Annotated in this window: 19 protein-coding genes; 13 read left to right on the top strand and 6 right to left on the bottom strand. The window is 61.1% G+C overall.

The window, feature by feature from the left end; all coding sequences use genetic code 11:
• The 10 genes from CFU_RS10550 (at position 1) to CFU_RS23810 (ending at position 14,488) form a co-directional block, all read left to right on the top strand.
• Positions 1-1,146, top strand: a complete 1,146-nt coding sequence (locus tag CFU_RS10550) for a hypothetical protein (RefSeq protein ID WP_014006029.1) — start codon at positions 1-3, stop codon at positions 1,144-1,146.
• On the top strand, positions 1,143-2,153 hold the full coding sequence (locus tag CFU_RS10555; RefSeq protein ID WP_014006030.1) for a phage tail protein: 1,011 nt from the start codon (positions 1,143-1,145) through the stop codon (positions 2,151-2,153). The genes CFU_RS10550 and CFU_RS10555 overlap by 4 nt, the downstream gene beginning before the upstream one ends.
• Positions 2,154-2,996 carry a hypothetical protein gene (locus CFU_RS10560; protein ID WP_014006031.1) on the top strand — a complete coding sequence of 281 codons (843 nt, stop codon included), beginning with the start codon at positions 2,154-2,156 and terminating at the stop codon, positions 2,994-2,996.
• Between the two features lie 13 nt (positions 2,997-3,009).
• Complete coding sequence (locus CFU_RS25170) at positions 3,010-6,651, top strand: hypothetical protein (RefSeq protein WP_238531429.1); 3,642 nt, start codon at positions 3,010-3,012, stop codon at positions 6,649-6,651.
• Positions 6,652-6,722: 71 nt separating this feature from the next.
• A complete protein-coding gene (locus CFU_RS10570) occupies positions 6,723-7,682 on the top strand; it encodes a hypothetical protein (protein ID WP_148264802.1) in 960 nt (319 codons plus the stop codon).
• 31 nt (positions 7,683-7,713) lie between these two features.
• The gene (locus tag CFU_RS10575) at positions 7,714-8,376 is read left to right on the top strand and encodes a hypothetical protein (RefSeq protein ID WP_050808544.1); all 663 of its coding nucleotides are present in this window, start codon (positions 7,714-7,716) and stop codon (positions 8,374-8,376) included.
• A gap of 4 nt (positions 8,377-8,380) precedes the next feature.
• Positions 8,381-9,157, top strand: coding sequence for a hypothetical protein (locus CFU_RS10580; RefSeq protein WP_148264803.1), 777 nt, complete (start codon positions 8,381-8,383; stop codon positions 9,155-9,157).
• A gap of 26 nt (positions 9,158-9,183) precedes the next feature.
• On the top strand, positions 9,184-9,693 hold the full coding sequence (locus CFU_RS10585) for an aspartyl/asparaginyl beta-hydroxylase domain-containing protein (RefSeq protein ID WP_041741719.1): 510 nt from the start codon (positions 9,184-9,186) through the stop codon (positions 9,691-9,693).
• Positions 9,680-11,914 carry an ATP-binding protein gene (locus CFU_RS10590; RefSeq protein WP_014006037.1) on the top strand — a complete coding sequence of 745 codons (2,235 nt, stop codon included), beginning with the start codon at positions 9,680-9,682 and terminating at the stop codon, positions 11,912-11,914. The genes CFU_RS10585 and CFU_RS10590 overlap by 14 nt, the downstream gene beginning before the upstream one ends.
• 27 nt (positions 11,915-11,941) lie before the next feature.
• The gene (locus tag CFU_RS23810; RefSeq protein WP_014006038.1) at positions 11,942-14,488 is read left to right on the top strand and encodes a DUF4157 domain-containing protein; all 2,547 of its coding nucleotides are present in this window, start codon (positions 11,942-11,944) and stop codon (positions 14,486-14,488) included.
• Between the two features lie 15 nt (positions 14,489-14,503).
• On the opposite strand, the gene CFU_RS10600 is transcribed toward CFU_RS23810, so the two are convergent.
• Positions 14,504-15,412 (bottom strand): TauD/TfdA dioxygenase family protein, encoded by a 909-nt coding sequence (locus CFU_RS10600; RefSeq protein ID WP_014006039.1) that lies wholly within the window; start codon positions 15,410-15,412, stop codon positions 14,504-14,506.
• Between the two features lie 163 nt (positions 15,413-15,575).
• Complete coding sequence (locus tag CFU_RS10605) at positions 15,576-16,349, bottom strand: VOC family protein (protein ID WP_014006040.1); 774 nt, start codon at positions 16,347-16,349, stop codon at positions 15,576-15,578.
• 265 nt (positions 16,350-16,614) lie between these two features.
• On the opposite strand from CFU_RS10605, the gene CFU_RS23280 reads away from it, so the two are divergent.
• Together CFU_RS23280 and CFU_RS10615 are read left to right on the top strand one after the other, a co-directional pair.
• Positions 16,615-17,067 carry a transposase gene (locus CFU_RS23280; RefSeq protein WP_014006041.1) on the top strand — a complete coding sequence of 151 codons (453 nt, stop codon included), beginning with the start codon at positions 16,615-16,617 and terminating at the stop codon, positions 17,065-17,067.
• Between the two features lie 36 nt (positions 17,068-17,103).
• Positions 17,104-17,736 (top strand): class I SAM-dependent methyltransferase, encoded by a 633-nt coding sequence (locus tag CFU_RS10615; protein WP_014006042.1) that lies wholly within the window; start codon positions 17,104-17,106, stop codon positions 17,734-17,736.
• Positions 17,737-18,011: 275 nt separating this feature from the next.
• Here CFU_RS10615 and CFU_RS23815 read toward each other — a convergent pair whose 3' ends face one another.
• From CFU_RS23815 to CFU_RS10635, 4 genes are all read right to left on the bottom strand, one after another.
• Positions 18,012-18,371 carry an SDR family NAD(P)-dependent oxidoreductase gene (locus tag CFU_RS23815; protein ID WP_014006043.1) on the bottom strand — a complete coding sequence of 120 codons (360 nt, stop codon included), beginning with the start codon at positions 18,369-18,371 and terminating at the stop codon, positions 18,012-18,014.
• 41 nt (positions 18,372-18,412) lie between these two features.
• Complete coding sequence (locus CFU_RS10625; protein WP_014006044.1) at positions 18,413-21,481, bottom strand: efflux RND transporter permease subunit; 3,069 nt, start codon at positions 21,479-21,481, stop codon at positions 18,413-18,415.
• A complete protein-coding gene (locus CFU_RS10630) occupies positions 21,478-22,587 on the bottom strand; it encodes an efflux RND transporter periplasmic adaptor subunit (RefSeq protein WP_014006045.1) in 1,110 nt (369 codons plus the stop codon). Before CFU_RS10630 ends, CFU_RS10625 begins: the two co-directional genes overlap by 4 nt.
• 83 nt (positions 22,588-22,670) lie before the next feature.
• Entirely contained in the window at positions 22,671-23,288 is a 618-nt protein-coding gene (locus tag CFU_RS10635; protein WP_041743299.1) for a TetR/AcrR family transcriptional regulator, read from the bottom strand.
• Between the two features lie 100 nt (positions 23,289-23,388).
• Here CFU_RS10635 and CFU_RS10640 point away from each other — a divergent pair, with 100 nt between their 5' ends.
• Positions 23,389-24,849: an efflux transporter outer membrane subunit gene (locus CFU_RS10640; protein WP_041743301.1), complete on the top strand. Its 1,461-nt coding sequence runs from the start codon at positions 23,389-23,391 to the stop codon at positions 24,847-24,849.
• Positions 24,850-25,012 lie beyond the last annotated feature (163 nt).

Below are 25,012 nucleotides of genomic sequence, written 5' to 3' on the forward strand. Positions count from 1 at the left end.
ATGAGCTTCGAATTGCCCGACCTTGACCTCAAGACCTACCAGCAGCTGGTGGTCGAGCTGGTGCGCAGGATTCCGCAATACACCAAGCTGTGGACCGACTATAACGATAGCGATCCCGGCATCACCTTGTTGCAGCTGCTGGCCTGGCTGGACGAATCGCTGCTGTACCAGGCCAACCAGATCCCGACCCTGACCGACGAAAATTTCCTGCGCTGGGTGCTGGGCCTCGCCTTCAGCAACAACCAGACCGAATACAGCAAGGCTGCCCAGACCTACTACGATTTCGATTTCCTCGCCCTGCAGGCGGCGCTGGCGCAAATCGAGCAAGGGCAGGCGGCCAGCAAGGCGACGCTGCAAAAAGAGATCTTGCTTTACCTGCAAAGCCCGTACCTGGCGCTGACCTTGCCGAACATCGAGGTGGTAGCGATGCAGAGCAACCGCATGATCGAATTGCTGTATGAACAAGCCGTGGCGCAGCAAAAGAAAAACCACTCCAGCATTCCGGTGCCGGTTCCACTGTATGTGCAGCAAGCGTACGCGCAGGCTGCGGAACAGGCCAGCACTGCTTATCTCCTGAGCGACGCCATCTGGAACTATGTTTATCCGCTGTATCCCAACAAGCAGCAATATGCCTATTCCAGCACTACCATGCGCCGGCTGCTGCTGTTGCAAGGAAAAGACGAACGCGCGCGGGAGCAGACTTTGCTGAACCAGGTGAACTATTATCTGCAGCCGCGCGTGATTGCGGGCAGCGCCGTGCGGGTGCAAATGGCGCAGCTGACCGCGATCGACCTGACCCTGTCGATCCGGTGCAGTGCGGCCACGGTCATGTCGGTCACGCTGGATGCGCTGGTGAACCTGCTGTTCGGCTACCTGTTGCCGGCCGGCGGCCCCGATGGCCGCGGCTGGTCCTATGGCCAGGCGCCGCAGGCCGACGATCTGCTGCACCTGATCCTGAGCGTGCCGGGCGTTGCCGGGCTGGAAAGCATGGACTATAACTTCATTCCGACCATTGTCCTCGACCAGATGGCGCAGCTCGGCGCCAACACCACGCTGGCCGATTTGCCGGCAGGACGCAGCGCCATGCTGTACCGGGGCTTGCCGCGTCTGCGCTGCCTTGACATCACCGCGAGCAGCCAGCCATGAGCCTGCCGCCATCCAGCTACCTGCGTTACCTGCCGGCGGTCTTCAGCGGCAAGGATTCAGCGTTTGTCGGCGACTATCTCAAAATATTCGAGAAACTGCTGACGGGCATCGGCGACGGCGCCCTGGACGGCCGCCGCGGCATCCAGGAACTGCTGAATACGGATGTGGCCGGCAACCTGTTTTATCCGCGCCTCAGTTTCCTGTTCGATCCAGCCGGCACGGATTTCATGCCGCCAATTTCGGCCGCGAAGCCGAACCAGCAGCAGGCCATCCTGGCTAATCTTGACAGTTACATCGGGGTGCCGGCAGTCACCAATCCGCTGGCCGCCTATGTCGCCGGGCAGTCAGCCACGGGCTCGGCCCAAAGCGGCATCGAAGCCTGGCTCAACAGCTTCCTGAACTGGCTGGGCGGATGGGTCGACCTGACGCTGGACAACAGCTGGAGCATCGACAAGAAACGCATGGTGACGGCGCAGATCCTGGCCCTGTACCGGCTGCGCGGCACGCCGCTGGGGCTGGGCTACATGCTCAACTTGCTGCTAGACCTGCCCTTGATGATCGAAGGCGTGCAGTACCAGGAGGCAGGAGACGGATTCCCGGCCAAGGCGGTGCCGGTCAAGGGCCAGATCACGGTAACGGTCAGCAATCCGAAGGCGCCTTGCATCGGCGTCTCCGACCAGGTGCAGACGGCATTTATCCTGCAAGAGCGCTACCACGCCGGCAGCCAGGTGGTGTCGGGCTATTTTCCCTGGCTGTTCAATGTGCAGATCACGCTGCCCAATGCGCACAACAGCGGTTTCGTCCTCACCAGCCAGAATACGCAGCAGGTGCTGCGCTTGCAGCAGCAATTGCAGCAGCTGCTAGCCGCCATCAAGCCAGCCGCCAGCCGCTTCGCCATCACCATTTTCCCCAGCATGCAGTTGCAGGCGGTCACGCCGCAGACGCAAATATGCAATGCCGCAACGCTGGGAATCAATACTTTGCTTGGCCTTCAAGGAATCCCATAAATGAGCGCGTTCATCCCACCCATTCCATCCGATATCGCGGTGCGTCTTAATTATCATGACGGCATGTTCCTTACTGCGCAAAACATGACGCTGGAACAGAATTATTTTTCCAACTGGATCAAGCTGCAGAACCAGTGCCTGTATACCCCAGGCGTGCTGAACGGTTTCGACGTCGTGCTGCAGAACAATACCCTGGTGGTGGCGCCCGGCGTCGGCTTTGACTCAAGCGGCGATTTCCTGGTGTTTCCCGGCATCAGCGGCAACATGGTGCCGGCGGCCACCAATCTGGGCGACAGCTACGGACTGTACGCGGTATATCCTCCCACTCCCAACGTTTCCACCGACACCCTGGACCAGGCCGCCGTGTTGCAAAGCGCTTCGTTGACCTACCCGCCGAGCTATTCGATCATCCTCGCCACGGTTACGATGGACAGCGCCAATCCCGGCATCATCAAAAGCATTGCCGACAGCCGGATACCGGTCACCAGCCGTTTGCCGGCTGTGCTGGGCAAGCTGGCGGTAATCCAGTCGAGCCTGAAACAGGGGCTGGATGGTGCGCGCCACGGCAACGTCACGTTCGATACCCGCACGCTGCTGAAAGTCGGCGACCGGGTGTCGCAGCAAGTGTTTTACGTGGCCGGGCAGGGACCGGCTTTCAACGTGCCGCCCAGCGTCAACGCCACCGTGACCGGCTCCTTCCCATATGCGATCAGCGTCAGCAATGTCGGCACTTCGCAGTTCACCCTGGACCTGGTGGCAATAGAAACCCGCGCCACCAGCGAGCCGTCGGCGCAGGTGAACTGGCTGGCCTTGTCCAACTCTTCCACGCTTGAAAACGCCTGACAGGAATCGCACCATGAGCAGTTCATTGATTCAACGTCCAAATTATTTCGCCGGCGAAGCCCTGCTGACCGCCGATTTCGCTTGCGAGCAGCAGTACCACATGGATATCCAGAGTTTCAACAACCAAAGCCTGTATATCTGCGGCATCGCCACCGGACTTGAAGTGTTCTGGGACGCCGAGAGCAGCGCCAGCCAGGTCGAGGTCAGTCCGGGCATGGCGATCGACGGCCTGGGTCGCCAGATCATCCTGCTGCAGCCGCAGATAGTCAGGTTGGACAATGTGGTAGCGGGAGCGACCTATTTCCTCAGCATCAGCTACAACCAGGTGTATGCCGATTACAGCGACGAGACCGGCGTCGCCGGCTACAAGCGGATCGTGGAGCAGCCGCTGATCCAGTATGTGCGCAACCTGCAGCAGCCGGCCATGAACGTCCTGCTGGCCGTGATCAGCTTTACCACCCAGGGTGCCATCAATCAGCTGACTTATCGCTCGGGCAATATCGAGCGGCGCTATGTCGGTTCAACCCTGGGCGCCTTGAATTTTGTCACCGAAGGTGCCGGCGTCCACCGCATCAACTTGCCGGATGCGCTCGCCGGTTTCCTAGGCAACGCGGACAGCGACGGTTATCCCAGCATCAGTGCAAAAAAGGAAAGCAGCGGCGACCAGGCTTACCTGGAGGTGGATGCGCCGCGCAGCCAGTTCATGGGATTGCTGACCACCCGCAATAATCTCGGCGTCGGCGCCGACCAGCCGCTGGCCAACCTGCAGGTCGACGCCATTACCTTCAAGGGCCCTGGGGTATTGTCTTCAGACGGCTCACTGGTGACTTTATCGAAGACGCTGGCGCCGTATTTCCAGGTCGGCGACGTGCTGATCTCGGATCCGCCGGTGATCACCATGAACAACGGCCAGACCAGCTTTGGCATAGCCCAGCGGCGCACTATCGTCAGCATTAACCCGGGCAGCCTGCAAGTGACGGTGGACACGGCATTCAATCCGGTCCTGCAAAGCATCAGCTACACCTATGTGCGTTCGACGCTGGCGCGCTTCGCCGTCAGCAGCGACAGCAGCCTTTTGCGCATCAATATCGACGGCACGGTCGGCCTTGGCATGCAGGCCGCCACCAGCGCCGGCCTGGCCGCCAGCGGTCCGAATGCGCTGGTGATCACCGCCGACCGCAAGGTCGGCATCGCCTTGACCGACCGCAGCCCTGCGGCGGCGCTCGACGTCAACGGCAAGATCCAGAGCGACGACCTGAAAGTGCAGGGCCAGATCCAGACCGGCTCGATGATAGCCAGCGGCGCCATCCAGGCCCAAAGTTTCGAAGGCAACGGCTCCAAGCTGCAAGGGTTGCCTATCCTTAGCTACTGGGTCCGAGAGACCATCGGCACGCCGACCAGCAACCTGTATTACACCGACGGCAATGTCGGCATCCGCGACAAGAAACCGCTAGCCTCGCTCAGCGTCGGCGGCGGCCAGTCTTTCATCGGCAAGGGACACATCACTGCCATCAGCAACAATGTCTTGCAAGGTTATCAGACGGCGTTCCAGGATGAAATCACGGTCGGCGACACAATCACCGTCGGCATGTTGATCGAGCAGGTCGGCATCATCGCGGAAATCCTCAGCGACACCCAGCTGCGGCTGCAGGAACAGCTGCCGCTTGCAGTGCTGAATTCAGCCTACAGCTACCAGGCGCCCGGCGCCGACAGGAAATCCGGGCAAGGGCAGATCAGCAGCGACGGCAGCATCGTCACCGGCCAGGCCAGCAATTTCAAGAGCACCACGGTTGCCGGCGGCAAAATCATCATCGGCCGTTTCGAGCCCAAGACCAGCATCAGCCAGAGCAGCGCCGTCGCTGCTGTCGCCAGCGCTACCGCGCTTACCCTGAAGACGGCGTTTGCGGTCGACGTCAGCGCCTCTCCATACAAATACCAATCGGGCGGCGGTCCGGTCCAGGACGGCGTAGGCACGATCACCACCAAAGGCGTGCAAGTGACCGGCGACAAGACGGATTTCAGCGGATACAAGGAAGGCGATACCTTGATCATTCCGCCATCCTCGTCGCTGCCGCAGACCATGTTCGTGCAGTCGGTCATCAGCCAGACCGAACTGACGCTGATTCTGCCGGACGGCAAGGGCAAGCTGACAGGAACCTTTCCGGCCGCGGTGTCGGCTTATGTGGTGACGCCCTCGCTGCTGGCCTACATCGCCGCCAAGAACGACAACGGCGTGCTGCCGTCCGGCAGCCTGGACATTCCGCCGGCGATGATCGTCGCTACCAACAACATGGTCGACACGCCCAACACCGTGGCCATCAATTGCCGCCCCGAGGAAATCCAGAGCCAGTACGCGCTGCAGGTCAACGGCAACGTCTATTTGGGCGGCAGCACCGTGGATATCAAGGACTTGCATGTGCAGACCCTTACCGCCAGCAAAAGCATCACGGTGGCAGGCGACGGCAGCGCCGACAAGCTGCTGGATGTGGGCGAAAGCGGTTCCTCGCTGCTGACTGTGAGCAAGACCAACGTTACGGTGGGCGCAAGCGTTGCGCCATACCAGCTCGAAACGGCCGGCAACATCCACGCCAGCGGCGATATCGTCAGCGCAAAGACAGTGCGCGGCGCCAGCCTGGAGGGAGCGGCGCTGAAGGCGGCCGGCACCAGGATCAACAGCGACGGCAGCGTGCAGATCATGGGCACCCGGGTGCCCTATGACCAGTCAGCCCTGACCGACGGCGGCACTTTCTTCGAGCAGGTGGCGAGCACCGACGGTTATGTCGTGGCGACGGTCGGCCAGCCGGCCTGGGCGGTCAATTACTGCGGCTGCTTGTCCGGCGCTACCAGCGACAGCAACGGCACCCAGACCAGCTTCATGTATGCGACAGGACTTGCTTATCAATATGTCGTGCCGGAGGGTAAAAAGAAGGCGGCCGTATATTACATCCCGGTGCCGGGCTCTTTCACCATGCCGGTAAAACAGGGCGAGACCTGGAGCCTGACTTTGACCTGGAATGTCGATTTTGGCGGCGCGCCGCAGGTCGAGTTCTACTGGGTGCCGCTGGGGCCGACGCCCAGCAGCCTGGCAGAAGTCGCGGAACCGGCCCCGGCCACGCTGGCCGGGGGCGGCATGGCGGCATCTTTGCGGCGCCTGCGTGACGACCTCGCAGCGGGCCGCATCGGCAGCAGCATACGCGCCACCGTGCAGGAAGCCATCCAGCACCGGGTCGACGACCTGGCCCAGGTGTTCGGCGATGCAACCCGCATGAGCAGCAAGCCGGAAGACCGGGAGCAATTCATCCGCGACCTGCAAAAGATCGTCTGCGGGCCGGGCGCAACGGCGCAGGCATCGATGCAGCCCGGTTTCGAACAAGATGTCCAGGCCTTGATCGACACCTTCGGCAGCGTCACCGCTCATGTTTTCAGCGAATCGCAGCACGGCCTGCTGGCTGCCGGAGTCAAAGCGCTGGTGCAGATCAACGACAGCCCGGCCAACCGGCACGACCTGAGCCTGATCAAGAACAATATCAATCTGTTTCTCGACAATGTGCAGCAGGTGCTGCAGACAGAATTCGGCAGCAACGAGCGGCGCTTGCTGACGCGGGCGCTGGTGCGCCTGGTCGGCGACGGATCGGGAGGCGCTGACGGCAGTTAGGGCGGGGTGGCCGCCCGCAATCCGGTTTGACAGTCGCAATTCTTATCGATGTTCACCCATGAGGAATGATCATGAATACCATTGTAAACAGTACTTTCGGAACGCGCACCGCTTACAACCAGTCCAACCTGACCGACGGCAACTTCAGCCAGGTTGCCAGCAGCGACGGTTTTGTCATGGCGACGGTCGGCCAGCCGACCTTCAGCACCAACTATCTTGGCACGCTGGAAGGTTTCACCGTCGACAGCAGTGGCAGCAACACCAGTTTTGTCTACGCTACCGGACTGGCATACAGCTACAACGTGCCGAACGGGAAAAAGGGCGCGACCACGATCCTGATTCCCATGCCCGGCTCGTTTACCATGCCGGTGCGGCGGGGCGAGACCTGGAATCTGCGGCTGACCTGGAATCCTGAAATCGGCGTGGCGCCGCAAGTGGAGTTTTATTGGATCCCCGACCTGAATACTGCGCAGGGGCAGCCGGGCGCGCCGGCGAGCCAGCAGGCCAGCATCATGAAGCAGGCCATGAACACGCTGCGCGATGAATTGCAGTCCGGCAAGGTGCAAGGCAGCATGCTGCTGTCGGCCCAGCAGGCGATCGACAGCAGGGTGCACGACCTCGCACATATCCTTGGCGACAGCGTCAGCCACGGCAGCAGCGAACAGGATCGCCAGCAATTCGTCGGACGCTTGCAAAAGATCGTCTGCTCGGCGGCGCCGCAGGGACAGAAAACCGACAATACCGTCGATCCGCAAGTCCTGCAGGAATTGATTGCCAGTTTCGGCAAGCTCAGCGGCCATACATTCAACACCCAGCAAAGCGGCCTGATCGAAGCCGGCGTGCGCGCGCTGGTGCAGATCAACGATAACGACGCCAACCGCCGCGACCTGTCGCTGATCAACCGCAACATCGGCCTGTTCATCGACAATATGCAACAGGTGCTGGACAAGCAGTTCAGCAACAATGAGCGTCGCCTGCTGACAAGGGCGCTGGTGCGCATCGTCGGCGACGGCACCCGCGGCGACCTATGAAGCACGGCCAACCAGCCTCGGCGGACCGGCCGTGCTAGCCGCCGCCAGTCGCACCCGGTTGGCAACCTTCGACTTGCTGGATGAAGCCGGCTGCGAAGACTGGGTGCTGCGCACGCTGCTGCTGCGGCGCCACTGGCGCCCGCGGCACGCCGCGGCGCCGTTCTTTACGCTTGGCCTGGCGGCGTACCTGGATTGCGGTGCAGGAGGAGTCTATCATGACCTGGCGTTGCGCAGCCAGAACAACCGCATGCTGGAAAACCATTTCGGCCCGCTGCTGCAAGCGCTGGCGATGCTGCTGGGCGATTATTTCGGCGCGCCGGCCGGCATGACGGACGGCGCGGCATGGCCCGGTTTCCATATCTACCTGCCGCACCCGGCGTTCAGCCTGCCGGTCGCCAGCGTGCACCGCGACCTGCAGTACCGGGATGTCTTTCCCGGGCAGGCGTTCGCCGAGGACGACATGTTCAGCTTCACGCTGCCGCTCAGCACGCCCGAAGGCAGCGGGCTGAATATCTGGAGCGATGACGCGGCAGCCGCCGCTCCCGATTTCCATCCCTACCGCAGCGGACAGCTGGTGGTCCACAGCGGCCTGGCGACACACCAGGCCGTGCTCAGGTGCGACGGCGATCTTGAACGCATCACGCTGCAAGGCCATGGTGTAAGGCTTGGGCAGCGCATCCTGCTGTACTGGTAAGAGCATGCCGACTACCGCCATCCATCCTGAATTCCATCTGCGCCTGTTCAGCCAGGCCGCGGCCGACGACATCGTCCAGCGCCTGCTCAACCTCGATGCTTTCTGGCTGCCGCGTCATCCGCAGCTGCCGTTTTATACATTAGGCGCGACCAATTACTACGACATCACCGGCAACCCGGCCAAGCCATACCTGCGCCTGGCGCGGCAATACAATCCGTTCTTGCTTGAAAATTTCAGCGACGTATATCGAGCCTTGCTGGCCGGCCTGCAAGAACAACTGGGGCAGCCCGTCGATTTCCTGGCGGACGCTGCGCTGCCGGGCTTCCATATTTTCGGCGGCCATGCCGATTTCACCGCCCGCGACGAACACGATGTCCTGCATGGCGAATGGTTCCAGCGGCGCGACGGCCATGGTTTCCCCGGCAATCCGATCCATGTCGATACGGCGCACCTGGCGCTCGGGCTGCCAGCCGCGGTGGCTGGCGTGCCGTTGCCCACCTTGTCGTTTACCCTGGCGCTATGTTTGCCCGAGGAGGGCGCCGGCATGAAGATCTGGCCGCTGCGCCTGGCCAACATCGCCGATCTTGGCGGCCAGCAGCAGATGCAATTGCTGCAAGACTGCGCCAGCCGCCTGGTTGCCTACCAGGCCGGCGGTTTGTTCGTCCATTCTGGCGACTATTATCATCAGGCGCGCGGCCTGCCGGTGCAGGACGGGCAATACCGCATCACGCTGCAAGGCCACGGCGCCTGGCTGGATGGCCAGTGGCGTCTGTTCTGGTAACGCCTGCCAACCCGAGGAATGACGCCATGTTTTTCGCCCCAAGCCAATTTGCCTTTACCCAGCTGCTGAGCCGCCACTGGCAAGCGATCCTGGCGGAATGCCTGGCGTTGCCCGGACAGGAGTTTGACGCCTGGCCGGAAAGGCAGCTGTACAATCACGGCTGGGATGTATACGGGCTGTATGTCGGCCAGCAGCCGCTGCTGGAAAACTGCATCTTCTGTCCGCATACTGCGGAACTGCTGCAGCAGGTTCCCGGGTTGTCGCATGCCGGCTTTTCTCGGCTAGCCGCCGGTGCCGAAATTTCGCCGCACGTCGGCTACAGCGACCAGGTGCTGCGGCTGCATCTCGGTTTGCGCGCCGGCGAGGATTGCGGCATCCGCGTCGGCGCGCAGGTGCGGCGCTGGATTCCGGGAGAATGCCTGGTTTTCGACGACACCGTCGAACATGAAGCCTGGAACCGCGGCAGTTCGGAAAGGCTGGTGCTGCTGGTGGATTTCACCAAGCCAGAGGGAGCGCGGGCCGATGAACCCAGCTGAAACCGCCGCTTACGCCGATAACCAGGAATTGCTGCATGAGCTGCGCCAGATTGGCGACGGCATGATTGAGCGCGCCTTGCTGCTGCGCCAGCTGGCGGACGGAGTGGCACTTGACCAGGCGGAAACGGATGACCGGCTGGCGGCGCTGTACCGCCAGGCCAGCCGCCGGCAAGCTCCGTCCGGCCAGTTGCAGCAACAGCTGGCGCAGCTGGGATCGGCCCTGCAGCGCCGCTGGGACCGGCTGGTCCAGCGCAGCGCGGCAAGCATCCGCTCCCAGGTGTTTTTGCCCTGGGTACACCTGGCGCTGCTGTTCCAGCTCAGCCAGCGCGACCAGGAATTATTGCTGTGCGCCTTCCTGGCTGAACTGGACCAGCGCTATCACGCCATCTTGCAGGCAGTGAGCAGCGATCCGGACGCCGCCGTCGACGCTGGCCAGGGTTTCACATCCCTGGCCAGCGCCGCAGTCATGCTGGGCGGCACCCTTGCGGATCGCATCGACATGCAGCAGAGCCTGATGAGTAATGCCGCCTTGCGTCAGTGGGACCTGGTCGAACTGGCCGGCGGCAGCCGCCTTGGCGCGCTGAGCGGCGGTTATCGCTTGAACGCCGCGATCGCCTCCTACCTGCTGGCGCGCGCTGCGCCGCAGCTGCGCCTGGAACAGCCGCTGCACGATATCGATGGCCGGCTGGAACTGGAGGAACACCTGGTGGAAGAAGCGGTGAAGCAACAGCTTTCCAGTTTCATTGCCCGCACCGCCAAGGAGGATGGCGGGCATTCCAGCTTCGTACTGCATCTGCAAGGTCCCGACCTGTCCCTGCAGGAAAGCCTGTGCGCCGCCAGTTTCAGGCAAATCGGCATGCGCTGCGTGCGGCTGGACGGCAAAGCTGTCTGGCAGTCTTATCTCAACGGCCAGAAAAACCGGGCCGCGCTGGCGACGCGCTTGCGCTTGCTGTGCCGCGATGCGTTGTTGTGCAACCGGGTGCTGGTGCTGGTCCATTGCCAGTGGCTGAGCGCGCAGGATGGCGCCGACGATTTGCTGGACGAGGTCTGCAACACCTTGTTCGACAGCCAACGCTATCTGGCCGCGCTGAACGGTCCGGCCCGGCGCCTGAGCGACCTGGCGCACCAGTACGGCGGCCATCCGGTGATCCCGGCGCTGATCAAGAGCAAAACCCCCGATAGCCAGCTGCGGCTGCGTATCTGGCAGCGTCATCTGCCGGCCTCGGGATTTCACCCGACAGAGCCGGAGCTGGCGCAGCTGGTGAACAGCTATCTGTTTACGGAACAGCAGACCTTGATGGCACTGAAAGAGGCCGCCAGCCGCCGCCTGCTCAATCCCGATGCCGAGAGCGACCGGGAACTGCTGCTCGACGCCTGTCGCGAGCAAAGCCATCGCGAGCAGCTGAGCGTCGCGCAGGAGGTAAAAAGCGCCTATCGCTTCGACGACATCATCTTGCCTGCCAAAACCAAGGGCTGGCTGCAAGAGGTTTTGCAATATGCGCAAAACCGTCACCAGGTAATAGAGAACTGGGGTTTTGATCAAAAAAACCAGAACAGCAAGAATCTCTGTGTGCTGTTTTACGGTCCGTCCGGCACCGGCAAGACCATGGCCGCCTCGATCATTGCCAATGAACTCAACCTTGGCCTCTACAAGATAGACCTCGCCAACATCGTCAGCAAATACATAGGCGAAACCGAGAAGCACCTGGCGCAGCTGTTCGACCAGGCTGAAGCGATGAATATCGTATTGTTTTTCGATGAAGCGGAAAGCCTGTTTTCCAAGCGTACCGAAACCAAGGATGCGCACGACCGCTACGCCAACCTGCAGACCGGCTACCTGCTGCAGCGCATAGAGACCTATCCCGGCATCGTGATTCTTTCGACCAACCTGCTGAAAAACATGGACAAGGCGTTTACGCGACGTTTCAAGTTCATGATCGAATACCCGTTCCCGGGCGCCGAACAACGCCTGCAGTTATGGCGCAACGCGTTTCCGGCGGCAACCCCGCTCGACGCCGGCCTGGACTTGCCTTTGCTGGCGGAAAAAGCCGCGCTCAGCGGCGGCAACATCAACAACATCGCGGTCAGCGCCGCGTTCCTGGCAGCCGCGCAGCAACAGGCGGTGACGCAGGCACACCTGCTGCAAGCCACAGAGCGGGAATATCACAAGCTGGGCAAGGTATTCAGCTTGAACGATTTCAGCTGGGGCGACGATGACTAGGCAGCACCGCCATGTCGCGGGAACGACATGCGCAAGATGAATGTCCTGGCAGCGCCGCCGGCCAGCCATGACAATATGCCGGCGCCTGCCGGACCGGCCGCGGACCAAGGCGGCGATGTCACCGCGATGGGCAGCTATCACTATGCCGCCACCGGCGCGCTGCCGGCCAGCCTGCAGGCAGGGATCGCCGCATTGTCGGGGATCAGCCTGGATCATGTGCAGGTCCACTACAGTTCGTCCATGCCGGCCCAGTTGAAGGCGCACGCCTATGCGCGAGGCAGCGACATTCACCTGGCGCCGGGACAGGAGCGGCGCCTGCCGCACGAAGCCTGGCACCTGGTGCAGCAGGCGCAAGGCCGGGTGGCGGCCAGTGCGCAAACCAGGGGAGTGGCGCTCAACGACGACCGCCGGCTGGAACAGGAAGCCGATGTCATGGGCGCACGCGCCATGCGCCACGGCCCGGCGGCGCCGGAGCCGGAGCCGGATGAGTACGGCGCCGTGCCAGCCGCCGCGCGGCCGGTGACCCAGCTTTACCGGATCGAACGCGAACCCGACACACAGCAGGTTTATTCGGTCTCCGACGATAATTCCATGGTGACCGGGATGGCAACGCCCAATCACGAATTCTATGTGAATAACGCAACCCGGATCGGCGCCATGAACAATGCCATCGCTACCTCGCCGCTGATGTTTTACGCCGCAGGCACGGCCAGCCTGTTCGGGCGCGACTATTTCCGGGTTGGCTTGAGTTTTGACACCGCCAGGGTACGCGGCGACCATCGGGACGATTTGCAGGCGCAGTACCGGAACCAGGTGCTGCCCGAGATACGCTCGTTCCGCGAAGGGCGCCGCGCAGGAAAAACCGCCGAAATAGACGCCGCCACGGTGGTATCCGAGGGACGGATCAAACCGGCTTTGATCAATCCTGCACTGTCGGCCTCGGTACGCAAGCTTGAGCTGTTCAAGAAACTCATCCTCAGCCAGCTGGCGCTGGCCTCTTACCGCGACGATGAAACCGCGGCGATAGCCGATGCCGGCCGCATCGTCAGTACGCTGGAGAGCGCGCTGTATTCCGCCGACATTACCCGGGGCGCCATCGCAGCGCGGCTGGAAGAGCTGGCTCCTTATTTCAGGGAGGAAGACAATCCGGCGCGATTCCCCCTCGCTCCGATTTTGAGCGCCACCTTGCTCGAATTGCGGGCTGCCTTCGTGACGCTGGCGGCAGCATTACCGGAAGACCTGCCGGTCGACCTGATGTCGTTTCATAACGCCAGCTTCCAGGCGCGCCAGGTCGAAGCCGTCGACGGCCCGGACAACGTGCTCTTGTATCGCGCCTGCGACGTCACTACCTCCACCTTGCTCGGCAACAAGATCACAGATGAGAATGCGCAGCGGCTCAAGACCTATGTCGCAGGTTCCGGCGGCGCTTTCCATTACGCTACCAAGATACTGCAATCGGGCGGCGACTGGGTCACCCTGGAAGGTTTCGCCGCCAGCGACCGCGAACGCGGCATCATCGGCATCGAGGACGATGATTCGGCAAAAAACATCGACGATACCTGGCAATACATCATGTACGGTGCGCTGGCCGGCGGCGGCTCGCCGCTGTCGGACGAAGACCGCTATTTTGCGCTGTACACAAAACTGCGCTACTACCTGAAAGGCATCACGGCGCCAGGCGTCTTCGGGCCGACGCAACGCGCCAAGCTGATACCCGAACCGATTGATATCGCACGGCTGAAGGCGCTGTTTCCGGCTCCGGTTGCAACGGGTATCGGCGGCTTTTTTTCGCGGCTGATTGCGGACACGCCCCAGGAAAAGGCGCAAGCGTTGTTTGCGCAGTTGCAGGTGACCGGGTTGCTGGACAGGCACGGAAGCGTAGCCGACCGCGAGACGCTGACGGCGCAACAAGTGCGCGAGCGGTTGCCGAGCCTGCCTGAAGGTATTGCGGTGAAGGTTTTTCGTATCCTGCGTGAGTCGCTCAAGTCGCCGCATATCCAGATCGGCTTGAGCAGCGATCTTGCCAACGCCATAGCCTGGCGCGCCTACCTTGGCGCAAACGACGACGCGCAACAGGCGCTGCTGGAGCAGCAATCCGACGCCATCATGGAGCAGGGCATTGATCCGCGGGCGCAGTCGGGAGCCATGTGGAGCGACCTGGCGCAGACCGTTGGCAGCCTGCCGCCAAGGCCGGTTCCTACAGTTGCCCTGGCGCCCACGCTCGCAACAGAACCTGTGACGCCGCTGGTTGAGCCGGAGTCGCCGGTGCTGGGAGGGCAGGCCGAAACATCGCTGGCCGTCAGCACGCCGGTGAAAGATGAAGGCAAGCCAAAAGGCAAGAAGGCGTCCACACGGGATGAACTGATTACGATGGGCTTGAACGAACTGGACCGCCTGCGCGATCTGTGGCGCAGCCGGCAGCCACAGCCGGCATTGGGCAGTCCGCCGGGTTATGCTGACTGGAGCGGCGCGATCCGGTCGATTCAGCTAGCTCCGGAAGACATGCCTATCGGCGCTATCCACGAAGACATGATGCAGTGGCTGAGAAATGCCGAGGAAAGATGGGGCGTATGAGCGATCGTGACGGATTCAGGCCGGCACGTCGCCTTCGACGGTGGTACGGTACAAGGTGCGCCGCAAATGCTGCGGCGTGATGGGCGCATAGTGCACGGTGCTGCGGTTGTCCCAGAACACCATGTCGTGCGCGCGCCATTGGTGGCGGTAGACGTTTTCGGCGCGTATGGTGTGCTCATGCAGGTAGCGCAGCAGGGCGTCGCTCTCGTCCTTGGGCAAGCCGACGATGTGCGAAGTGAATCCTTCGCTGACAAACAACGCCTTGCGGCCGCTTTCCGGATGCACGCGGATCACCGGATGTTCGACTTCAGGCACTTCGTCGATTTGCTTTTGCGTCAGGTCGGCGCGCCAGGGCGACAGCTTCTGCAAGCGCCGGTAGCGATACACATAGGAATGCACGGCGCGCCGGCCTTCCAAGGTCTGCCTGACATCGGCGGGCAGGGTTTCGTAGGCCAGGAACATGTTGGCGAAAGAGGTGTCGCCTTGTTCCGCCGGCAGCTCCTGCGCATGCAGCAGCGAACCCAGGCTCGGCTTGGGCATGTAGGACAGGTCGGAATGCCAGTCGGCGCCGGCGTCCACCAGGCCGATTGGCTTGCCGTCCTCGATGACATTGGAGACGATCAGGATTTCCGGATAGCCTTGCAGGTGGAAGCGGTTCAGCACGTGCACCTGCAGCGGGCCGAAGCGGCGGCTGAACGCCACGTGCTGCTGCGGCGTGATGCGCTGCTCGCGGAACACCAGCAGGCCGTGCCTGACCAGGGCCGCGCGGATACGCGCCAGGTCCTCGGCGGATACCGGCAGCTGCAAGTCGAGGCCGGTGATTTCCGCGCCCAGCGGTCCTTCGATCGGGCGGATGTCAAATAGCTGGGAAGCGGCTGCGGGCGATGGCGATGGCAATAACGATAGCGTGCTGGCGATGGGCATGAGAGGACTCGGATAGCGGAAAGGCCTTGCCTGCCGTCACACAACAGGCCGGGCCATCCTGAAAACAACATTACACCTGTCCATTACACCTCCTTAAGCATGGGCGCCGCAAATAATGGATTGTCATATCCTTATGCGGTTTGCGGCGCATTGCCGCCCAGCGTCAGCGGTGCGCCGAAACCAGGGCGAACATGGCGCCTTGCGGATCCAGTCCTTGCACGATCCAGCTGCCGCCGGGCACCTGGTGAGGACCCATCAGGACCTTGCCGCCGCCGTGGCTGATGCGGGCAATGGCGGCGTCGACCGATTCCACGTTGACGTAATACAGCCAGCAGGTCGCCGGCATGTCCGCGGTCTTGGTCATCATGCCTCCCACCGCCGCACCGCCGGTAGAAAATGTCTGGTAGATGCCGAGCGGACCCATGTCGAGCGCTTCGTCCTTGGTCCAGCCGAACAGGTCGGCATAGAAGGTAAACGCCTGCTCGCCGTCGCCGGCATGCAGCTCATGCCAGCCGACATGGCCCGGGGTGCCGGCCGCAACCGGCGCCGGCTGCTGGTCGCTATTACCCTTGAACAGGATGAAGGCCGCGCCATGCGGATCGGCGGCCACGGCGAAGCGGCCGACGCCGGGAATGTCGTCCGGCGGCCGGCGGATAGTACCGCCGGCCGCGGTGACCCGCGCTGCATAGGCGTCGACGTCGCTGACCCCGATATAGCCGTTCCAGCAAGGTTTCGCGCCCATGGCGCGTGCGTCTTCGGGGATCGGCATCAGGCCGCCGACCATGGTGGTCCCGGCTGACAATATGATGTAGGAACGGTCGCCCATGCCGGCGTCCTGCGTGTTCCAGCCGACTACGCTTTGATAGAAAGACTCTGCGGCCTTGGCGTCGCTGGTCATGAGGTCGTACCACACGAATTTTGCTGGTTCGGCAGACATTTGGAATGGCTCCTTTGCTTCTTGGGTTCGAGTCGGCCTCAGCTGCCCACGATCGTGTCAGGCGGCGCTTGGAAATACATTATCCGCCCGATAACCGGGGAGTGGAAGCAGGGTGTTTGTGTTGCGGCGCAATAACTGATTGTAAAACCGGATTTTTCCTACATACGGGCGCACTCCATAGTTATTAAGATTGGACATACAGTGAAGCTGACCGGCGCTGCCGGGACAACTAGCTTCCTTCAACTCTGACGAATGGCGGGAATACATGATGAAACTTCAAGATGAACAATGGCAAGAGCTGGAACCCTTGTTGCTGGGGAAACAGAGCGATCCTGGCGTCAACGCAAAGAACAATCGCCTGTTTATCGACGCCGTGCTGTGGATCGTGACGCGGAATTCGGCATGGCGCAATTTGCCGCGCGAGTTCGGCAACTGGACTGCCACTTACATGCGCTTCCGGCGCTGGAACGAAAGCGACTTCTGGCGCCAGCTGAAACAAAGCGACATCCAGGCGCCAGGCCTGGCTCAGCTACTGGAACAGATCGTCCATTACGGCGACCTGTACACGCGCCGCATCGAGCAGCGCCAGCAACGGAAAATCTCCCGTACCGCATACAAGGCGACGCTGGCTCCGGTCAAAGCGGCGGCCGCCAGGCAGCCAGCCTTGGCGCCAGGCGAGTCGACCTCGCACTGGGTTCATCTGGTGGCGCCGGGCTGACTTGGACATTTCCCCGCGCTGCGCTACAGTAGCGGCATGACAATACCGCTTTCAGACCTGGAAAAAATCGCCGCTCTTACCCTGGAGCATTACAATCAGCGCGCCGACGATTTCCGTGACGGCACCCGCGATCACGACGTCAGCCAGAACATCGCGGCGCTGCTGCGCCATATCCAAGGCACGCCGCCGTTCGCCATCCTCGACGTCGGCTGCGGCCCCGGGCGCGACCTGCGCACGTTCAGCAAGCTCGGCCACACCGCCATCGGCGTCGAAGGCGCCGCCCGTTTCGTCGAGATGGCGCGCGCCGACAGCGGCTGCGAAGTGTGGCAGCAGGACTTTCTCCAGCTCGATTTTCCCGACAGCCGCTTCGACGGCATCTTCGCCAATGCGGCGCTGTTCCACATTCCCAGCCAGGAACTGCCGCGTGTGCTGCGCCAGTTCCATGCCACGCTGAAGCCGGGCGGCGTGCTGTTCAGCTCCAATCCGCGCGGCGGCAACGAAGAAGGGTGGAACCGCGGACGCTACGGCGCTTACCACGACCTCGATGCCTGGCGCGGTTTCATGGCCGATGCCGGCTTTGCCGAACTTGAACATTACTATCGTCCCGAGGGACTGCCGCGCGACCAGCAGCCGTGGCTGGCCAGCGTCTGGCGCAAGCAGGACCGATAGGTTCGCCGCGCCATGGGCCGGAATGCTCAGCCGGTGCTGATGTCCCACTTACGAATATTTGATTGTATGCGGAAGATATGGGCCCGCTTAAATTGATATTCCTACGTAATAAAAATCATTGTGCAACGTCTCTGAATAAAAGCCCGTTGAGTTCGGGCTTTGACGTGAAAGCAAAGAACCGATTTCAGGTGAGCCCAAACGTTTTCCTGATGCCTGCCCCAACCGGGCCTGCAGGCATGAAGCGGCGCAGTTTAGCCAAAAGAGAGGCCTCGCCTTTAGGCGTGCGGCGCATCTTCCACACGTCCAAAGCGGCATCGACAATCGTGCTGGCGACGCCATCGGGCGCCGGTGCTTTCCGGATATTTTTTTGAATTGCCTGGGAAACCACGCTGCGCACTATTGACGAGTACATCGATGCGTCTGGCCTGAGCGATGATGGCCTGGATTCCATATTGAACTGACGCTTCGTCACGGATATCCATTTCGACCAGCACAACACCGGGTATTGCCTGTGCTTTTGTAGTGCTGCGTACTGTGCCGAATACTTGGCATCCACGCTTGACAAACTTCTCTGCGGTGACGCGCCCGATGCCTGATGAAACGCCGGTAATCACGACAACTTCAGAATTCGGCATTGCAGTTCCTTTTGTATGAGTGAATGGAGATTAACGACAGATCAGCTTTGCGACGGCGTTGGCCTGATCTTGAACCAGATGGAATACATGGCCGGCAAGAACACGAGGGTCAGAATCGTTCCTGCAAATGTGCCGCCGATCAGCGTGTAAGCGAGGGTGCCCCAGAACACCGAATGGGTAAGCGGGATGAACGCCAAGATCGCCGCCAATGCGGTCAAGACCACTGGTCGGGAACGCTGCACAGTTGCCTCGACAACCGCGTGGAAAGGACTCAGTCCCGCCTGTTCGTTGTGGCGGATTTGCCCGATCAGAATCAGCGTGTTGCGCATCAGGATGCCCGACAATGCAATCAGGCCGACCAGCGCATTGATGCCGAATGGCTGCCGGAACAGAATCAAGGTTGGCACCACACCGATCAGCCCCAACGGGCTGGTCAGGAAGACCATCACCATCGCGGAGATCGAGCGCACCTGGAAGATGATGATGAGCAGGGTTACTGCCAGCATGATGGGGAATAGCGGCAACATTGCTTTCGTCGCTTTTCCTGACTCTTCGATGGAGCCGGCCTGCTCAATGTGGTAGCCGCCAGGCAGCTTGTCCATGATAGGCTGGAGCTTCTGGGTGATGGCTGCTGACACGTCCGGCGGTTGCAAGCCATCGGCGATGTCGCCCCGTACGGTGATCGTCGGCATGCGGTCGCGACGGCGCATGATTGGTTCCTCCATGCGCACGTCGACCATACCCACCTGCGACAGCGGGATGCGTTGCCCATTGGCGCCAGCTAGCGTGAAGTCCGCGATCTTGGCCAGGTCGAGCCGGCTGTCGCCAGCCGAACGGGCCGTGACTTGCACCGTGCGAATGTCCTCACGTACGGCGGTGACAGGCACTCCACTCAGCAAGAATTGCAGTTGCTGCGCCACGGCGCTGGAGGTCAGCCCGACGGCCTGCAATCGGTCTTGCTGCAAGTTGAAGTGCAGCATAGGCGTGCGCGTGCCCCAGTCAGCGTTGACCGTACGCATCATCGGACTGGCATCCATGACCCGTTGCACTTCAGCCGCGATACTGCGTAGCTTGTCCTGGTCCGGGCCAGTGACCCGGTAGGCGACGGGAAACGGCGAGTACGGGCCGAATACGAGCTGGGTGACACGCACGCGCGCCTCAGAGGCGAGGCCGTCGGCGATTGCCTTGCGTAACCGGTTTTTCAATGCCTCGCGCTCATCCTGGTTGTCTGTCCGGACCACGATCTTGGCAAACGACGGATCAGGCAATTCTGGTCCCATTGCCAAGTAGAAGCGTGGCGCGCCTTGTCCAACATAGGCCGTGACGATCTTCGCTTCCGACTGTTTAGCCAGCCATGCTTCCACCTTCTCTGTGGCGGCGCTGGTCTGGCCGATCGAGGTGCCATAGGGCATCTGCACCTCGACCAGCACTTCGGGGCGGTCGGAGATCGGGAAGAATTGCTTCTTGACCACTGCCATTCCGAGCACGGCCACAACAAAAAGGCCCACTACAGTACCGGCGACCAGCCACTTGCGTGCGATAACCCGTTCCAACACTTGACGGAAGCGGTTATAGCGTGGCGTATCGTAGAGTGCGTCGTGGCCGCCCTCGACTTTTTTGAGATTGGGTAGTAGCTTGACACCAAGGTAAGGTGTAAATACCACGGCGACCACCCAAGACGCGATCAGTGCGATGCCGACAATCCAGAACATGTTGCTGGTGTATTCACCGGCGGTGGAGCGGGCGAAACCATTGGGCATGAAGCCGACTGCCGTCACCAGCGTGCCCGACAGCATTGGCGCGGCAGTGTGGCTCCACGCATAGGCAGACGCGGCGATACGGTCGTAGCCTTCCTCCATCTTTACCACCATCATTTCGATGGCGATGATGGCGTCGTCCACAAGCAGGCCCAGCCCCAGGATCAGCGAGCCCAGCGTGATGCGGTCGAAGTTCTTTCCGGTCGCGGCCATCACAATGAAAACTGCCGCCAGCGTCAGCGGCACAGCCGCAGCAACGACGATACCCACACGCCAACCCATACTCACGAAACACACCAGCATGACCACCAGCAGCGCGACAAAGAACTTGACCATGAACTCATCGACCGCCGAGCTGATATTGACGGCTTGATCTGTGACCTTGGTCAGGCCCATACCCTGCGGCATATCGGCGTTGATCGCACCGACCTCCTTATCCAGCGCTTTACCCAAGTCTAATCCGTTCCAGCCATCGCGCATGACAATGCCCAACAGCAGCGCGGGTTCGCCGCCGTTGCGGATCATGAAAGTCGCCGGATCCTCATAGCCACGCTTGATCGTGGCGATGTCCGACAGTTTCAATGTGCGACCTTGCGCCACGACCGGCGTATCGCGGATCTTTTGCAATTGATCGAAAGCGCCGTCCAGGCGAATAAACACCTGAGGCCCCTTGGTTTCCACGGAGCCAGCCGGCGTCAGCGCGTTCTGACTATTGAGTGCGGCGAATACTTCCTGCGGGCTAACGCCCAGCGTAGCCAGGCGCTCATGCGAAAACTCGACATAAATGCGCTCAGGCTGCTCGCCAACGATGTTGACCTTCTTTACACCGGGTACGTGCAGCAGGCGCTGGCGCAACGTCTCCGCATCGCGTACAAGCAGGCGTTGTGGTTCGCCCTTGGCCTTGAGTGCGAATAGGGCAAAGGTGACGTCCGCGTATTCGTCGTTGACCATCGGTCCGATCACGCCAGGCGGAAGGTTGCTTGCCTCATCGCTTACTTTCTTCCGGGCTTGGTAAAACTCTCCCTGGACCTCCGAAGGTGGCGTACTGTCGAGCAAGGTCAAGGTGGTGAAGGCCAAGCCAGGTCTTGTGTAGGTCTCGGTACGCTCATACCAGCGCAGCTCCTGCATGCGCTTTTCGATCTTCTCGGCGACCTGGTCCTGCATTTCCTGCGCGGTGGCGCCTGGCCAGGCAGTAACGATGGTCATCACTTTGACCGTGAACGCGGGGTCTTCCGCCCGGCCAAGTTTGAAGAAGGAGATGAACCCGGCCAACGAGATCAGGCAGATCAGAAACAGGGTGACGGAGCGCTCGCGCACGGCGAGCGCCGACAGGTTGAAGCGACCTTCGCTCATGGCCGCACTCCCGCGGTTGCGGCGGCGACCTGGTCAGCCACCCGGACCTGCTCGCCTTCATGCAGCAGGTGAGTGCCGAGTGCGACTATTCGGTCACCTGGCTTGAGTTGACCTGCAATGTGCGCACCGTCGTCGTCCAGCCGCTGGACCGCGACCGCCCGCCAGGAAACCTTTGTCGGCTTGCCTTCGATGACCCAGACTCCCGAACCCTTACCCGCGTCGAACAGCGAGCCAATCGGTACCCACAAGCCGCCTTGCTCAGCGGGATGTGCGTCCGGGATCTGAACGGTGACCGTTGTGCCCAATGGGGCATTGGACATCTCCCCATCCAGCACATACCGCGCCTCGAAGGTGCGGGTTAGTCGGTCTGCGGCATCAGAGAGCTGCCTGAGTTTGGTTGGAACGGTAACGCCCTCTTTGCCAAAAAGCGTGGCTTGGCCGACTGAACCGATGGCAGGGCGCAAGGTTTCCGGCAATTGGATAATGGCCTCGCGGTGTCCAGCATGGGCAACACGCACCACGACTTGGCCCGCGTTGACGACTTGACCGGGTTCGACCAGCGTTTCCATGACGACGCCATCGGAATCCGCCACGAGCTCCGTGTATCGGCTCGCGTTGCGAGCAACTTCGGCTTGGGCTTCGGTCGCATTGAGCTGGGCTTTGGCGGTATCTGCGGCAGCCTTGACTTGGTCGTAGGCTGAAGCCGATATCGCGCCGGTTCCGCGCAGGTCGCGGTAGCGAGCTTCATCATCCGCCGTTTGCTGCGCCCGTGCTCGGGCTGCGGCGACCGCTTCTTGCTGAGCATGCGCGGCAAGCTTCAGATCGACAGGGTCGATGCGCATCAGTGGTTGCCCACGCTTAACGGTTTGCCCCGCGTCCACAAGCCTCTCCAATACCTTGCCAGAGACCCGGAAACCAAGATCGCTTTGTACCCGAGCGGCTACGGTTCCGGTGAACGTACGTGATGCGGCGACCGCGCCCTGAATGGTAGCCGCACGTACCAACGGCGCTTCGGTACGTGGATCGGATTGCGGTTTTTCGCCACAAGCGACTAGTGCAAACGGCAATGTAGATAGGGCGGCAGAGAAAACGAGGCGGCGGAGCATAGAAATCCCATAAAGAGCTAAACAGGATTTCTATTTTGGGACTAGTGACTAATTGTGTCAATGGTCACATAGATATTTGGCATTTATGGCGATAGACTGCGCAACACCAGATTAGATAGTTGCGATGGGGCATCATCCGCCGAATCAAAGCTATGCTGCAAAAGCAAGGGATTGAGATAGGGGCGAATGACCAAGTAAATCGCCGTCGCCGTTTCATCGAGCGGCGTTTTGCGCTCAAACTCCTCTGTCTCGCGCCCCTGGCGCAGGATGTCCTGCAGCATTGCCTGAATGCGCTCCTCAAAGGCGCGCACCGCCTCCCAACGCTCGGTGGCAGCCGAAGCCGCAATGTCATAGAGCTTGCGATCTTCAAAAAACAGGCGAAGGCATGACTCGACGCCCGTCTTGAACATGCGTCGGAGTTTCTCTGGCGGACGGTCGACTCCGTCAACGGCTGCTCTGACATCCGTTTCGATCTCGTGCAGGCAATTTGCACAAATCAGTTCGCCAATGGCCTGCTTGGACTCGAAGAACTTATAAATATATGCTTTGGAAAAGCCAATAGCCTTGGCAAGATCAGAGACGGTGGTCTTTTCGTAGCCGTACAGGCGGAAGTGCTCGGTAGCTGCGACAACAATTTGATCTCGCACTTCGTGATCGACTGGGCCTCGGGCGGGGCCCGGATTAGTGGTTGCTTTACTCATATTCAACAGCTTACCTCTTCTGCTCGATTTGTACAACGAGTGACTATTTCATGATATAGTCACATAATAATTTCTCCCTTTCATGTCGCGGAAGATACCCATGCTACTTAAACGAACTCTCTTCACATTAGTCGTCGCCAGTCTTTCAGCGGGTTGCGCTGTCGGGCCAGATTATATTCGGCCCGACACGCCCATGCCAGATCGCTACCTAGGTCAAACGGCGGTTGAGCAACGGCATGCCAACGCCACTGCCGATTTCACTGTGTGGTGGGGAAGCTTTGGCGATCCACAATTGGCCCACTTCGTAACGCTTGCGCTGGAGCAGAATTTGGATCTTGCGCAGGCATCCGCTCGCGTCGCTCAGGCGCGCGCAGGACTCGGAGCTGCGAATGCCGCGCTGCTGCCTTCCGGTAACATCAATGCCCAGGGGGCACGAGCCTACCAGTCGGTTGAAACGCCATTGGGGCAAGTCTTGAATTCAAGGCCCAATTTCGATCGTTACGGCAACGCCTATGAAGCCAACCTCGGCGTAGGCTGGGAGCTGGACGTATTCGGCGGCGTGCGTCGCGGCCGGGAAGCGGCACTGGCCGAGTATCAGGCTTCGGAGGCTGGCGCGGCGGCGACACGGTTGGCTGTGGCGGCGCAGACCGCTGACATCTACATCAGCATCCGTGGACTGCAAACTCGCCTAGATGTTGCCCGCCGGCAGGTACAGACGCAACAGGAACTACTCTCAACTATCAATCTGCTTTATGGCAAGGGATTGGCAGCCGAACTTCAAGTGCGGCAGGTCGAGGGTGCGCTCGCCCAGGTGCGGGCATCGGTACCGGTCCTCGAAACAGGGCTGGATACAGCCATGAATGCGCTGGACGTGATGCTGGGCACAGCGCCCGGTACGCACCGGGAGGAGCTGGCTAATGCAGCCGTTATTCCGATTGCTCCGCAGATCGCATCAACCGGATCACCGCGTGATTTGCTCAGGCGCCGGCCCGATCTGATTGTGGCCGAACGCCGTCTGGCTGCGTCAAACGCTCGTATCGGCATGGCAATCGCCGAGTATTACCCCAAGCTCTCTTTTAGCGGACTGATTGGCAGCGCGACATCTTTATCTAGCGGCAACCTGTTCACCGGCGGCGCAAGTCAAGCCGCCGGCGTGCTGGGCCTTCGCTGGCGTCTGTTCGACTTCGGCCGCATCAACGCGCAGATTGACTTGGCCAAAGGGCAGGAAGCCGAGGCGCTAGCCGGTTATCGGCTCGCGGTGCTGCGCGCTACCGAGGACGTGGAAAACGCGTTCTCGGCCTTGGTGAAACGCGAAGATCAGGCCGGCGTACTCAGTCAGGGCGTGGATTCGCTCAGTCGAGCGAGGGGGGCCTCGTTTGCGGCATACCAGAAAGGGGTCGTCAGCCTTATCGAAGTCTTGCAAGCCGATGAGAGCCTGTTACGTGCCTCCGATATGCGAGCGCAAGCGCAAACCGAATCGGCACGCGCGGCGGTCGCGGCATTCAAGGTGCTCGGTGGAGGTTGGCAACCCCAGGAATCCGAAGCTGTAGCAATTAGATAGCGGAGTACACGCCAACGAAGACGGAGGAGAGCCGCGCCCACAAAGGGGCTCGACAGACCATGTTGTCCGTTTTGACTAAATTGAAGAATCGGGGGCGAACCCGGCAGAATTTATTGTTCGTTTTCATTTCTTGAGGTGCGTCGGCTGAGGCAGCTCAAAAAAA

It is taken from the genome of Collimonas fungivorans Ter331, assembly GCF_000221045.1.
Taxonomy (GTDB): Bacteria; Pseudomonadota; Gammaproteobacteria; order Burkholderiales; family Burkholderiaceae_D; genus Collimonas; species Collimonas fungivorans_A.